Origin of the sequence: Hydrogenophaga sp. SNF1 (assembly GCF_034421675.1) — a bacterium.
GTDB lineage: Bacteria > Pseudomonadota > Gammaproteobacteria > Burkholderiales > Burkholderiaceae_C > Hydrogenophaga > Hydrogenophaga borbori.
The window spans coordinates 1,729,937-1,743,405 of the sequence record NZ_CP139793.1 but is presented as its reverse complement, the minus strand read 5'-3'; the positions used below and the strand labels follow the sequence as shown (position 1 = coordinate 1,743,405).

Annotated in this window: 12 protein-coding genes; 7 read left to right on the top strand and 5 right to left on the bottom strand. The window is 72.0% G+C overall.

Annotation, left to right across the window (positions count from 1 at the left end; all coding sequences use genetic code 11):
- Window positions 1-11: 11 nt before the first annotated feature.
- The gene (locus SOM08_RS08435) at window positions 12-2,906 is read right to left on the bottom strand and encodes a VIT domain-containing protein (RefSeq protein WP_322470500.1); all 2,895 of its coding nucleotides are present in this window, start codon (window positions 2,904-2,906) and stop codon (window positions 12-14) included.
- Window positions 2,907-3,018: 112 nt separating this feature from the next.
- Between SOM08_RS08435 and SOM08_RS08430 the strand changes: the two genes are divergently transcribed.
- The 4 genes from SOM08_RS08430 (at window position 3,019) to SOM08_RS08415 (ending at window position 7,469) form a co-directional block, all read left to right on the top strand.
- Window positions 3,019-3,990, top strand: coding sequence for a helix-turn-helix transcriptional regulator (locus SOM08_RS08430; RefSeq protein ID WP_322470499.1), 972 nt, complete (start codon window positions 3,019-3,021; stop codon window positions 3,988-3,990).
- 57 nt (window positions 3,991-4,047) lie between these two features.
- Window positions 4,048-5,997, top strand: coding sequence for a radical SAM protein (locus SOM08_RS08425; protein ID WP_116957626.1), 1,950 nt, complete (start codon window positions 4,048-4,050; stop codon window positions 5,995-5,997).
- Window positions 5,998-6,022: 25 nt separating this feature from the next.
- The gene (locus SOM08_RS08420) at window positions 6,023-6,265 is read left to right on the top strand and encodes a glutaredoxin family protein (protein WP_070398156.1); all 243 of its coding nucleotides are present in this window, start codon (window positions 6,023-6,025) and stop codon (window positions 6,263-6,265) included.
- 94 nt (window positions 6,266-6,359) lie between these two features.
- Window positions 6,360-7,469, top strand: coding sequence for a mechanosensitive ion channel family protein (locus SOM08_RS08415; RefSeq protein WP_116957625.1), 1,110 nt, complete (start codon window positions 6,360-6,362; stop codon window positions 7,467-7,469).
- A gap of 19 nt (window positions 7,470-7,488) precedes the next feature.
- Here SOM08_RS08415 and SOM08_RS08410 read toward each other — a convergent pair whose 3' ends face one another.
- Entirely contained in the window at window positions 7,489-8,154 is a 666-nt protein-coding gene (locus SOM08_RS08410) for a DsbA family oxidoreductase (protein WP_116957624.1), read from the bottom strand.
- A 91-nt stretch (window positions 8,155-8,245) separates the two neighbouring features.
- Between SOM08_RS08410 and aroE the strand changes: the two genes are divergently transcribed.
- Genes aroE through SOM08_RS08395 form a run of 3 tightly spaced genes read left to right on the top strand, consistent with a single transcriptional unit; the run spans window position 8,246 to window position 10,446 of the window.
- Complete coding sequence (gene aroE, locus SOM08_RS08405) at window positions 8,246-9,070, top strand: shikimate dehydrogenase (RefSeq protein ID WP_322470498.1); 825 nt, start codon at window positions 8,246-8,248, stop codon at window positions 9,068-9,070.
- A 30-nt stretch (window positions 9,071-9,100) separates the two neighbouring features.
- Window positions 9,101-9,559: a type II 3-dehydroquinate dehydratase gene (gene aroQ, locus SOM08_RS08400; protein WP_116957622.1), complete on the top strand. Its 459-nt coding sequence runs from the start codon at window positions 9,101-9,103 to the stop codon at window positions 9,557-9,559.
- The gene (locus tag SOM08_RS08395; RefSeq protein WP_116957621.1) at window positions 9,556-10,446 is read left to right on the top strand and encodes a DMT family transporter; all 891 of its coding nucleotides are present in this window, start codon (window positions 9,556-9,558) and stop codon (window positions 10,444-10,446) included. The genes aroQ and SOM08_RS08395 overlap by 4 nt, the downstream gene beginning before the upstream one ends.
- Here SOM08_RS08395 and SOM08_RS08390 read toward each other — a convergent pair.
- The 3 genes from SOM08_RS08390 to catB are packed head-to-tail and all read right to left on the bottom strand — an operon-like array spanning window position 10,403 to window position 13,368.
- Complete coding sequence (locus tag SOM08_RS08390) at window positions 10,403-11,581, bottom strand: MFS transporter (RefSeq protein ID WP_116957620.1); 1,179 nt, start codon at window positions 11,579-11,581, stop codon at window positions 10,403-10,405. The genes SOM08_RS08395 and SOM08_RS08390 overlap by 44 nt on opposite strands.
- Window positions 11,574-12,674, bottom strand: coding sequence for a chorismate synthase (gene aroC / locus SOM08_RS08385; protein ID WP_322470497.1), 1,101 nt, complete (start codon window positions 12,672-12,674; stop codon window positions 11,574-11,576). Before aroC ends, SOM08_RS08390 begins: the two co-directional genes overlap by 8 nt.
- 55 nt (window positions 12,675-12,729) lie before the next feature.
- On the bottom strand, window positions 12,730-13,368 hold the full coding sequence (catB, locus tag SOM08_RS08380; protein ID WP_116957618.1) for a type B chloramphenicol O-acetyltransferase: 639 nt from the start codon (window positions 13,366-13,368) through the stop codon (window positions 12,730-12,732).
- Window positions 13,369-13,469 lie beyond the last annotated feature (101 nt).

The window sequence follows — 13,469 nt, the reverse complement described above, 5'->3', positions numbered from 1 at the left end:
CGCGGCGCGCCTCATGGCCTGGCGCCTTCGCCCACGGTGAAGGTGCCCACGGTGACCTCGTCGCCCCGGCCGCTGAGGCGCAGCACCACGTCCTGGTCATTCTGCGTGGCTCGGCCGAAGTCGGTGGACAGGCGCAGCATGAGCGTGGTGGCCGGCGCCACGATCTGCTGGCGGTGGCCATAGAACTGCGCCTTCACCGTGTAGGTGCCGGGCTTGGCGTGGCGCAGCGAGAACTCCTCGGGGCCGTAGCCACCGACGAAGTCGCGCGACATGCGCCCGCCCTGGTAGGTGAGGCGGTTGGCGTAGTAGGCGCGCTCGCCGTTGGGGTCGATCACCCAGAGGTCGATGTCGGTGTTGTCGGCGTCCCAGGACAGCACGGCGCGCAGGTCCAGCGGCAGGTTGCGCCGCAGGCGCGGGTCCAGGCGCGACAGGTCCACCGGCCGGCCGGTGGCCTCGGCGCGCGCGGCGATGGCGTTGAGCTCGGCCAGCGCGATCAGCTCGATGTCCGGGAAGCGGTTGTTCCAGGCCCGCGAGACGACCTCCACCAGGGTGTCGACCGCGCGCTGCGCCTCGCCGGACTGGTCCAGCGCCAGGCCCAGGTCGCGCCAGGACTGGGGTTCGTCGGGCGCCAGGCGCCGCACCTGCTCCAGCACGGGCAGTGCGTCGGCCACGGCGCCGGCCTGCTGCAGGCGGTAGGCGAGGATGCGCAGCAGGTGGCGGTTTTCCAGGTCCATTTCGGCCAGGTTGGACAGCACGCGCAGCGCCAGGGCGTTCTGCCCGCGCGCCACCAGCAGGTCGGCCACGTCCAGGAAGAAGGCCGAGCTTTGCGCGTAGCCGGGGCGCTCGTCGAGGTAAATGGCGTAGAGGTCCTCGTCCCTGGCGGCGCGCAGGCGGCGGGCATAGGGCTCGTCGGGCTGCCAGGGGCGCAGCGCGATGGTGGTGTCGCCCGGCAGCGGCGGCTGCGGGGCCGCGCCACCGGGTGCGGGTGCAGGGGCCGGCGGACGGGCCATGGCCGCGGGCGCCGCGCGCCGGCTGTCCGAGCCGCTGCCCGGCGCGACCCGGGGCGGCGGCGGCGCGTCCTTCGGGAAGGCCTTCTCCCACCAGGCCACCTTCTCATTGAAGCGCTCGACCGTTGTCGCCAGCGCGATGCGCTGTCGGCGCACCGCGCCTTCGCGCCGGTGCAGCATCAGCGTGTCCCATTCGGCGCGCAGATCGGGCGGCGGCTCGACATCGAACAGCACGTAGTCCTCGGCGGTGTCGAGCACCAGCAGCGAGGTCTCGGTGCTGGCGATGCCGAAGGCCTGGCCCAGGCGGCGGATCGCCTGGCGCTGGCGCTCCAGGTCGGCCTCCAGCCGGGCGATGCGCCAGCCGGCCCAGCGGTGCGCGGCCACGGCCACCCGCGTGGCACCGCGCACCGGTGGCGGTGCGCCGTCGGCGGACAGCTCGAGGCGGCGGACCTGGCGCGAGCCGTCGGGTGCAGAAAGCGTGAGCCGCAGGCTCGCCCGCGGCTGCGTCAGCACGCCGGCCACGCCGATGCGCCCGCCCTGCGGGTAGACCGATCCCAGCTCCAGGTCGCGCGCGCCCTCGGCCTGCACGTCCACCACGCGCTGGCGCTCGTGCGTGAGCAGCGATAGGGCCTGCGCCGTGTCCAGGGCCTGCAGGTCGGCGTAGGCGCCGCCGCTGGCCTCGGCGGCGTGGCGCAGGGTGCGCGCCGCCGCGCCCGCCGAGGACGAGAAGGCCACCAGCGGCAGGGCGGGGCTGGGCAGGCCGGCGGCGCCCCAGTTGCCCATGCCGTCGGAAAACAGCACGGCGATGTCGGCGTCGGCCGGCGGCTGCAGGGCCTGCAGGCGCGTCGCGCCGTCGTAGGGCAGCGATTGCAGGCGCTGGCGCAGGGCGTTCCAGTCGCCACCGCGCACGGTGTGCGGCTCCATCGGCTCGGCCTCGTTGCGCACCACCACCAGCTGCACCTGCACCTCGCCCAGCTGGCGGAACCAGGCGTCGAGCACGGCGAATTCGCGCGCGTGGTCGCGCTGCGCGCCGGAGGCCGAAGCGTCCCACAGCAGGGCCACGCGGCGCGGCGCCGGGCGGGCCCAGCGCGGCGCGGCCACCGGCAGTTCGGCCAGGAAATAGCGCTGGTCCTGCCAGATGTCGGTGCTCACCAGGGGCTCGCGCGGCGCGGCCGGCAGCGCGACGCGCAATCCGTCGCGGCCCTGGTGCTGGGTCCGCCCGAAGGCGATGCGGCTGCCGCCGTTCTGCGCCGTGGCGAGCAGGCGCTCGGCGCCCAGCGTGGCCGACAGCGCGCGCGGCGCCACGCCGGCCACCTGCACCGCCACGTCCAGGGCGCCCACCGCGCCGCCGAAGCGCAGCGGCAGGCGCCAGACGGGACGGGCGCTGGCGGGCACGGACTCGCGGACCTCCAGCACCACGCGGCGCTGGCCCCGGGCCGGCAAGGGATACACATGCAGCTTGTGGTGCCCGCCCTGCGTGGTTTCCAGCAGCGCCGGGTCCACGCGGGCGCGCACCACGTCCTCGAACACCTGGCGGCCCTTGGGCTTTTCCACCGGCACCGCCGCGCGCAGCTGGCCGCCGATGTCGAGCGCGAAGCCCGTCACCACCTGCCCTTCCAGCAAGGGAAACTGCAGCTCGGCCTGCAGCTCTTCGGCGTTCGGGTTGAACAGCTCCAGCTCGACCCGCGTGGCCGCCGCCAGGCCGACGATCTCGGTGCGCACGACGGCCCGCTGCACCCGCACCGGCAGCCGCGCCTCGGGCGCGAGGATGCGGATCGGCGGCAAGGGTGGCCCGGGGGACCGCACCTGGGCCATGGCCGTGGCCGCGACGAGCAGCGCCGAGGCGCCCATGACCAGCCAGCGCCCCAGGCGCGGCGGCGAACAACGGATCACAGGCATATCATCCCCGGGCATCGCGGGCATTCTAGGAACGCCCCCGGTGCCGGCCGCATAGTGCAAATGCACCGACCCCGCGAAGAAGATCACAGCCCGAGCCGCCGTCCACCCGCCCATGTCACTCGAAGATTTCAGCCAGTTCGTCCTGACGCTGTACCGCCTCTCGCACGAGCTGCCGCTGGAGCGCTTCCAGGATGCGGCGCTGCAGCATCTGCGCCAGGCGCTGCCCTTCGACTCTTCGATGTGGGGCACGGCCACCAGCCGGCCCGACGGCATCGACATCCACACCATCCACCTGCACGAGCAGCCGCCCGAGATGCTGGCCAGCTACGAGCAGATCAAGCACCTGGACACCGCCGCCGTGGCCGCTGGTCTGCAGCCGCGCACCACGCTGGCCTTCAACGCCCGCGACTGGTTCCACCACCGCGAACAGGCGCCGCTGCGCGAACACGGCCGCCGCTTCGAGCAGGCCAACTTCTTCATCAGCTCCGAGCACGACCCGCGCACGCGCTTCGTGCACTGGCTCACCCTGTTCCGGGCCGACGAACGCGCGCGCTGCTCCGGCGACGAGCAGCGCCTGCTGGCCGCGCTGTCGCCGCACGTGATGCAGGCCCTGGCCTTCAACCGCATCGCCCACCTCGACCGGCTGGAGGCCGCCCGCCGGCCGGCGCACGGCACGGCCATCGCCGACGCGCACGGCGTGATCTACCACGCCGACGCCGGCTTCGAGTCCGCGCTGCGCGCCGAATGGGCCAGCTGGAACGGCGGCGCCGCCCATGCCCCCGCCCTGCTGGACCACCTGCGGCGCGGCCAGGCCCGCTACCTCGGCGCGCGCGCCGTGGTCTGGCACCGCGTGGAACAGGGCCTGCTGTTCCTGGGTGCGCGCCCGCGCTGCGCGGCCGACGACCTGTCGCCGCGCGAGCTGGTGATCGCGCGCCTGGTGGCCAAGGGCCACACCCACAAGGAGATCGCGCGCCTGCTGGAGCGCGCGCCCGCCACCATCCGCAACCAGATCCAGGGCATCTACGGCAAGCTGGGCGTGGGCAACATCGCCGGCCTGGTCGAGGCGCTGCGCCCGCTCGACTGAACGGGGGATCGCGCCGCCCCGACCGCGGCCCCGTACACTGCCCGGTTCCGCCCTGCCATGACCGCCTCCGCCTTCCGCGTGCTCAGCGTCATCCCGCCGATGACGCAGCTCAACACGCCCTACCCCTCCACCGCCTACCTCACGGGCTTCCTGCGCTCGCGCGGCATCGAGGCCGAACAGACCGATCTGGCCCTGGCCCTGGTACTGCGACTGTTCACGCCCGCCGGGCTGGACGCCATCCGCGAACGCGCCCTGGCCCTGCCCGAGCGGCGGCGCAGCGCCAGCGTGCACGCCTTCCTCGACGACTTCGCGCGCCACCGCCGCGCCATCGCGCCCACCATCGCCTTCCTGCAGGGGCGCGACAGCACGCTGGCACACCGCATCGCCGCGCGCGAGCTGCTGCCCGAAGGCCCGCGCTTCGCCGCGCTGGAGCAATACGGCCACCTCACGGGCGACGACGGCGAAGACGGCGGCGGCGACCCGCTGGGCTGGGCCTTCGGCGCCCTGGGCACGAACGACCGCGCGCGCCACATCGCCACCCTCTTCCTCGACGACCTGGCCGACGTGGTCCGCGACGCGGTGGATGAGCGCTTCGCCTTCGTGCGCTACGGGGAATCCCTGGCCAGCAGTCAGCCCACCTTCGAGCCCCTGGCCCAGGCCCTGGCCGCGCCGCCCACGCTGGTGGACGACCTGCTGCGCGAACTGGCCCTGAACGCGGTGGCGCGCGCGAACCCGCAGCTGGTGCTGCTCTCGGTGCCCTTCCCCGGCGCGGTCTATGGCGCGCTGCGCATCGCGCAGGCCATCAAGTCGCGCTGGCCGGCGCTGCCCATCGCGCTCGGCGGTGGCTACGTCAACACCGAACTGCGCGAGCTGAAGGAAGCGCGCCTGTTTCACTTCGTCGACTACGTCACCCTGGACGCGGGCGAACGCCCGCTGCTCGCGCTCATCGAGCACCTGCAGGGCCGGCGCAGCGCGCAGCGCCTGGTGCGCACCTTCCTGCGCGACGCCGGCAGCGGCACGGTGAAGTACCTCAACCTCGCCGAGCCCGACGTGCCCTTCGAGGACGTGGGCACGCCCACCTGGGACGGCCTGCCGCTGCACGACTACCTGAGCCTGCTCGACATGCTCAATCCCATGCACCGGCTCTGGAGCGACGGGCGCTGGAACAAGCTCACGGTGGCGCACGGCTGCTACTGGAAGAAGTGCAGCTTCTGCGACGTGGGGCTGGACTACATCGGCCGCTACGAGACCGCCGCCGCCAGCACGCTGGTCGACCGCATCGAACGCATCGTCGATGAAACCGGCCAGACCGGCTTTCACTTCGTCGACGAGGCCGCGCCGCCCAAGGCCCTGAAAGCCCTGGCCGAGGAACTGCTGCGCCGCGACCTGGCCATCAGCTGGTGGGGCAACATCCGCTTCGAAAAGACCTTCACGCCCCAGCTCTCGCAGCTGCTGGCCGACAGCGGCTGCATCGCCATGAGCGGCGGGCTGGAGGTGGCCAGCGACCGCCTGCTCGCGCTCATGAAGAAGGGCGTGACGGTGGACCAGGTGGCGCGCGTCACCAAGGGCTTCAGCGACGCCGGCATCCTGGTGCACGCCTACCTGATGTACGGCTTTCCCACGCAGACCGTGCAAGACACGGTGGACGCGCTGGAGTACGTGCGCCAGCTCTTCCTCAACGGCTGCATCCAGAGCGGCTTCTTCCACCGCTTCTCGTGCACCGTGCACTCCCCCGTGGGGCTGGACCCGAAGGCCTATGGCATCGAGCTGGTGCCCCTGCCACCGGTGAGCTTCGCGAAGAACGACATCGGTTTCATCGACCCCACCGGCGTGGACCACGACGCGCTGGGCATCGGCCTGCGCAAGGCGCTCTACAACTACATGCACGGCAGCGGACTGGACGAGGACGTGCGCGCCTGGTTCGAACACCTGGCGCATCCGGTGCCACGGCCCACGGTGAAGAAGCAGCGCATCGCGCGGGCGCTGGCGCAGCGCGAGGCGGCCTGAACGGCCATCCCCCTACACTTTGCGCATGAGCCTCAAGATCACCGTCTATTCCAAGTCCGCCTGCCCGCAGTGCGAGTCCGCCAAGATGCTGCTGAAGTCCCGCGCCATGGACTTCGAGGAGATCAAGATCGACGACGAGGCCGAACGCCTCGCGTTCTATGAAAAGTGCGGTCCCTCGGTGCGCCAGATGCCGCAGATCTTCATCAATGACCAGCGCGTGGGCGGTCTGGCCGGCCTGCAGGCGGCGCTGGCGCAGCTGGGGCGTTGAAGGCGCCGTTCACGCGGTACGCGGCTGACTTGCTGCGGTTTTCAAAGCACACAGACTTGCGTGCGGATAGGCACGCTGGTTACCCTGCGGCCGCATGGACGCGTTGAACTGGCTGCCACCCGCCCTGCTGACCTGGCTGCCCTCGCTGGGCAGCATGCTGATCGGCGTGCTGCTCGCCAGCCTGGCCTTTCGCCTCGGCGAACGCGTGGTGCGCCGCGCCACGCGCGATGCGCCCGTCGCGGCCAGCGTGGCCAAGGCCATCCGCTCGCCCGCGAAATGGGGCCTGCCGCTGCTGCCCGTCAACGCCGTGCTGCAAGGCACACCGGCCGACGCGCCGGGCCTGGCCGGCGCGCAGCAGCTCTGCGCTCTGCTGCTGATCGGCGCCGTGACCTGGCTGGTGTCCAACGCGGTGCGCGGCGCGGCCCAGGGCGTCATCGCCGCCAACCCCACCAGCACGGCCGACAACCTGCACGCGCGCCGCGTCCAGACGCAGACGCGCGTGCTCGCACGCACGCTGCAGGGCCTGGTGCTGCTGATCGGTCTGTCGCTCATGCTGATGACCTTCCCACAGGCGCGGCAGATCGGCACCAGCCTGCTGGCCTCTGCCGGCCTGGCGGGTCTGGTGGCGGGCTTCGCCGCGCGGCCGGTGCTGGGCAACCTGATCGCCGGCCTGCAGATCGGCCTGAGCCAGCCGATCCGCCTCGACGACGTGGTGATCGTCGAAGGCGAGTGGGGCGTGATCGAGGAGATCACCGGAACCTACGTGGTGGTGCGCATCTGGGACCAGCGCCGCCTGGTGGTGCCGCTGCAGTACTGGATCGAGAAGCCTTTCCAGAACTGGACACGCACCACATCCGATCTCATCGGCACCGTCTTCCTGTGGGTGGACTACCGCACGCCGCTGGCGCCGCTGCGCGAGGAGTTGCAGCGCATCTGCGAGGCCTCGCCCCACTGGGACAAGCGATTCAGCCTGTTGCAGGTGACGGAAGCCGGCGAGCGCGCCCTGCAATTGCGCTGCCTGGTGACGGCGGGCTCGGCCGGCGCGGCCTGGGACCTGCGCTGCGAGGTGCGCGAGAAGCTGGTCGACTTTCTTCAGCGGGCCTACCCGCAGTACCTGCCGCGCCTGCGCGCCGAGCTGGACATGGCGTCGGCGCCTTCGGCCGCGCCGGCGCACGGCGGCGCGGCGCGCGAAGCGGCCCGCTGAGCCCCGCGCCGCCGCGCGATCACTCCGCCGGCCCGGCCGCGATCTGCCGCAGCGCCTGCTCGTAGGCCGCCGCCGGCTGGCCACCCGAGATCAGGTGGCGGTCGTTGACGATCACCGCCGGCACCGCGTGGATGCCGTGCGACAGGTAGAACTGCTCGCGCTCGCGCACGTCCTGCGCGAATTCGTCGCTGGCCAGGATGGCCTGGGCGCGCGCCCCGTCCAGCCCCGCCTCGCGCACGCAGGCCAGCAGCACCTCGTGGTGGCCCATGGCCTCGCTGCGCGTGTGGCAGGCGGCCATCAGCGCCTTCTTGAGCGCGTGCTGCTGGCCGGGCGCGCCCTCTTCGGCCGCCCAGTGCAGCAGGCGGTGGGCGTCGAAGGTGTTCCAGATGCGGCCCCGGCCCGCCGGGTTGAATGGGAAGCCCACCTCGGCGCCGCGCGCGGCGATGGTCCCGCGTATCTGCGCCTGCTGCTCGGGCGTGCTGCCGTACTTTTCCGTCAGGTGCTCGCCGATGTCCTGGCCCTCGGCACCCATCTGGGGGTTGAGCTCGAAGGGCTGGAAGGTGATGTCGGCCGCGACCTGGCCGTCGAGCCGTTTCAGGGCCTGCTCCAGCCCGCCCAGGCCGACGGCGCACCAGGGGCAGGAGACGTCGGAGACGAAATCGATCTTGAGGCGTGGGATGTTCATGGGCGGGATTGTCCCGCCCGGCGCTGCGAGACAATGCCGGCTTCCCCGCAATGACCCTGCCCGCAGGGCGTGATAGCCCCCCATCCCCTCCATGACCGACCGCTACGCCGTCATCGGCCACCCGATCTCGCACAGCAAGTCCCCGCAGATCCACGCCGCGTTTGCCCAGGCCACCGGGCAGGACATCGCCTACACCGCCATCGAGGCGCCGCTGGACGGCTTCGCGGCCACGGTGCGGGCCTTTCGCGAACAGGGCGGGCGCGGCGCCAATGTCACCCTGCCCTTCAAGCTGCAGGCCTGCGAACTGGCCACCGACCCGAGCGAAGCCGCGCGCCTGGCCGGCGCGGCCAACGCCCTGCGCTTCGAGCCGGGCGACCGCATCCGCGCCGAGAACTTCGACGGCGTCGGCCTGGTCAACGACATCCAGCGCAACCTGGGCCACGCGCTCAAGGGCCGGCGCGTGCTGCTGCTGGGCGCCGGCGGCGCCACGCGCGGCGCGCTGCTGCCCCTGGCGCAACAAGGTCCCGCCGCACTGGCCGTGGCCAACCGCACGGCCGACAAGGCGCACGCGCTGCGCGCCGATTTCGCCGCCCACGCCACGCTGCAGAGCGGCGGCTACGCGGACCTCGCGGGCGAGCGCTTCGATGTGGTGATCAACGCCACCTCGGCCGGCCTGTCCGGCGAGGCCCTGCCCCTGCCCGGTGGCCTGTTCGCGCCCGGCGCCCTCGCCTACGACATGGTCTACGGCAAGGGCCTGACCCCGTTCCTGCGCCAGGCGCGCGAGGCCGGGGTGCATGCGCTGGCCGACGGCGTGGGCATGCTGGTGGAACAGGCGGCCGAGGCCTTCGCCTGGTGGCGCGGCGTGCGACCGGGCACGCGCGAAGTGATCGAGCGGCTGTCGGTGCCCCTGGTTTAAAGTCGGTCGGATCACAAGGAAAGCCCGCCCATGCCCGCCATCCTGCTGCTCAACGGCCCCAACCTGAACCTGCTCGGCACGCGCGAGCCCGCCACCTACGGCGCGGCCACGCTGGCCGACGTGGAGGCCCGCTGCCGCGCCACCGCAGAGCGCCTGGGCCACACGCTGGAGGCGCTGCAGAGCAACCACGAAGGCGCGCTGCTCGACGCCATCCACGCCGCCGGCCGGCGCTTCAAGGCCGGCGAACTGCTGGGCGTGGTGATGAACCCCGGCGCCTACACCCACACCTCCATCGCGCTGCACGACGCCATCGCCGGCGTCGCGCCGCTGCCGGTGATGGAGGTGCACATCTCCAACGTGCACGCGCGCGAGTCCTTCCGCCACCACTCCTACGTCTCGCCGGTGGCGGCGGGTATCGTGGTCGGTTTCGGCGTCGCGGGCTACGAACTCGCGATCGAAGGGCTGGTCCGCAAGGCCGCCGCCCGGTGAAAACCCGCCACTTCGCCCAGCTCGTCGGGCTGTCGGCGCTCTGGGGGGCTTCCTTCCTGTTCCTGCGCATCGCCACGCCGGCGCTCACGCCGCTGCCGCTGGCCGGCATCCGCGTGGCGCTGGCGCTGGTGGTGCTCACCATCGTCATGCGCGCGCTGGGCCAGCGCTGGCCCTGGAAGCACTGGCGCGAGCTGCTGGGGCTGGGCACGCTCACCGTGGTCCTGCCCTTCCTGCTCTATGCCTGGGCCGCGCTGTACCTGCCGGCCGGCTACAGCGCCCTGCTCAACACCACGGCCGTGCTGTTCGGCACCCTGGCCGCCGCCTGGCTGAAGGAAGACACGCTGACGCGCCACAAGCTCATCGGCTGCGCCCTGGGTTTCGTGGGCGTGGGACTCATCGTGCAACTGGGCCCGGTCCGGCTCGACGGCCCGACCATCCTGGCCGTGCTGGCCTGCATCGCCGCCTCGGCCGGCTACGGGGCCTCCACCCCGCTGATGAAGCGCGCCACCACGCGCATGGAGCCACTGGCCATCGCGGCCGGCCTGCACGCCGGCGCGCTGGTGTTCCTGCTGCCCGGCGCGGCCTGGGCCTGGCCGCAGGCCACGTTCACGCCGGCCGCGCTCATGGCCGTGGGCGTGCTGGGCATCATCACCTCGGGGACCGCCTACTGGGTCCACCTGCGCATCCTGCGCCACGTCTCGCCGGTGGCGGCCATCAGCCCGGCCTTCATGATCCCGATCTTCGGCGTCACCTGGGGCCACCTTTTCCTGGGCGAGGAGCTCTCCAGCGGCCTGTTCATCGGCGGCGCGCTGGTGCTGGTGGCCACGGGCCTGGTGACGGGCTTCAACCCCTTGCGCCGCTGGCTCGCGTCAACGCCCGCACCTTGAGCGCGCAAGCGGCCGCCACCAGGCCGCAGAGCGCGCCCAGCCAGAACACGCTGGCCAGGCCGAAGCGGCTGGACACCAGGCCGCCCAGCAGGCCGCCCGTGACACCCGACAGGCCATAGCCCAGCACCGCGTACAGCGCCTGCCCGCGCCCGCGCAGGCGGCCCGGGAAGTGCTCGCTGATCCAGGCGATGCAGACCGTGTGGTGCGCCGCGAAGGTGATGGCGTGCGCCAGCTGCGCCAGCGCCAGCAGCGGCCACACCGACGGCAGCCCGGCCGTGATCGCCATGCGCAGCGCGGTGAGCGCGCCACCCAGCACCAGCCAGCCCGGCAAGGACAGCGCGGGCATCCAGCGCCCCTGGGTGAGGAACCAGCCGATCTCCACCAGCACCGAGGCGGCCCAGAACGCGCCGATGGCCGACTTGGGGTAGCCCAGCGCGTCCAGGTGCAACGAGAAGAACACGTAGATGAACACATGCGCGAGCACGTGGAAGAACACCGCCGCGAAGAACCAGCGCATGCGCGGCTGGCGCAGCACGGGCCCGATCGGCTCGGCCCTGGCCTGGTGCGCGGCGGGCTCGCGCGCGTCGGGCAGCAGCCAGGTGCTGAGTGCCACGGCGGCCAGGCTGAGCGAGGTCCAGGCCGCGAAGCTGCCCATGCCGAAGGCCTGGAACCAGGCACCGGCCGCCAGCACCGTGACCAGGAAGCCCAGCGAACCCCAGACGCGCACGCGGCCGTAGCGGCGCACGTCCAGCCGGCCATCGCGGCTCACCTGCTGGGCCAGCACGGCCTCGCTCATGGGCATCATGCCGCTGGTGTGGGTGAACATCAGCAGCAGCACCACGAACAGCAGCGGGCCGCTCAGTTCGAACCACAGGCCCAGCGAGCACAGCAGCGCCACGCCGGCGCCCACCCGCAGCAGGCGCACGCGCTCGCCGGTGTGGTCGCTCAGCCAGCCCCAGCCATAGGGCGCGAACAGGCGCGTGGCCGCCTGCACCGAGGTGAGCACGCTGATGGCCAGCAGGCCGAAACCCAGGTCCTTGAGCCAGAGCGGCAGGTAAGGATTGAAGAATCCGATGTGGGCGAAGTAGCTGCCCGACAGCGCGCAGAAGGCAAAGAGCCGGCCGCGCTCAGCCACGGGCGCGCGCGGCGATGTCCGGCGTGTCCGTGCGCACGTCGCCACACTGCGCGCGGTGCAGCAGCGCGTGGTCCATGACGACCAGGGCCAGCAGGGCCTCGGCGATGGGGGTGGCGCGGATGCCCACGCAGGGGTCGTGGCGGCCCTTGGTGATGAGCTCGGTGCTCTTGCCCTCGATGTCGATGCTCTCGCGCGGCACCAGGATAGAGCTCGTGGGCTTGATGGCGATCTGCACCTCCAGGTCCTGTCCGGTGCTGATGCCGCCCAACACGCCGCCGGCCTTGTTGGCCGCGAAGCCCTCGGGGGTGAGGCTGTCGCCGTGCGTGCTGCCGAAGTCGGCCACGCTGGCGAAGCCGGCGCCGATCTCCACGCCCTTGACCGCGTTCAGGCCCATCAGGGCGTGCGCGATGTCGGCGTCGAGCCGGTCATACAGGGGCTCGCCCAGGCCCACGGGCATGCCGGTGGCCGTGACCCGCAGGCGCGCGCCGCAGGAGTCGCCGCGCTTGCGCAGGGCGTTCATGTAGTCCTCGATGGCCGAGACGTCGGCCACGGGGGCGAAGAAGGGGTTGTTCGGCACGTGCGCCCAGCCCTCGAAGGGGATGGCGAGTTCGCCCACCTGCACCATGCAGCCGCGGAAGCGGGTGCCGTATTGCCGCGCCAGCCACTTCTTGGCCACGGCGCCGGCGGCCACGGTGGGGGCGGTGAGGCGGGCCGAGGAGCGGCCGCCGCCGCGTGGGTCGCGGATGCCGAATTTCTGCCAGTAGGTGTAGTCGGCGTGGCCGGGGCGGAAGGTGCGCGCGATCTCGCTGTAGTCCTTGCTGCGCTGATCGGTGTTGCGGATGAGCAGGCAGATGGGGGTGCCGGTGGTCTTGCCCTCGTACACGCCGCTGAGGATTTCCACCGCGTCGGGCTCATTGCGCTGGGTGACGAACTTGCTGGTGCCGGGGCGGCGGCGGTCCAGGTCGCCCTGGATATCGGCCTCGGACAGGTCCATGCCGGGCGGGCAGCCGTCGATGACGCAGCCGATGGCCGGGCCGTGGGATTCGCCGAAGTTCGTGACCCGGAACAGGGTGCCTAGGGTGTTGCCGCTCATAGGCCGCCGATTATCGGCGAGGCCTTTGCCGGGCCGACAAGCGCCCGCGCACCTGTCAGTCGGCGCCGGCCAGCCACCATCCATGCAGCGCCTCGATGTCGCCGGAGCACAGCATCGGCATCGCGTCGCGGATGCGCTCGATGGGCCAGTCCCACCAGCGCATCTCCAGCAGCAATGCGATGCGTTCGTCGCTGAAGCGCTTGCGGATCGTGCGCGCGGGGTTGCCGCCGACGATGGCGTAAGGCTCGACGTCCCGCGTCACCACGGCGCGGCTGGCGATCACCGCACCGTCGCCGATGGTCACGCCCGCCATCACGATCGCTTCGGCGCCCATCCAAACATCGTTGCCTACCACGGTGTCCCCCGCGGGCTGCCACGCGTCCAGCGCCTGGGCGAAGGCCGGTTCTTCCTTCATGTAGAAGAAAGGAAACGAGGAGACCCAGTCGTACCGGTGTCCCTGGTTGCCCGCCATCACGAACGACACGCCGGTGCCGATCGAGCAGAAGCTGCCGATGCGCAGGCGATCGGCCGCGCCACCGGGCTCGGGCGAGAGATAGCGGGCGCAGTCGTCGAACGATCTGCCGTGGTAGTAGCCTGAGTAATAGCTGTAGCGGCCGACTTCGATGTTCGGGTTGGCCACCTGCTCCGAGAGGAGCTTGCCTTTGAAGGGACTGTCAAAGAAGTTGTCGTGCATGAGCCGCCATCCTATTCGACGCGAAGCGGTCCATCCCTGGGGCCGCGACGCGCCTACTGCGCCAGGGCTTTTCCGCTCGCGCATCGGCCTAAGGCCGAGGG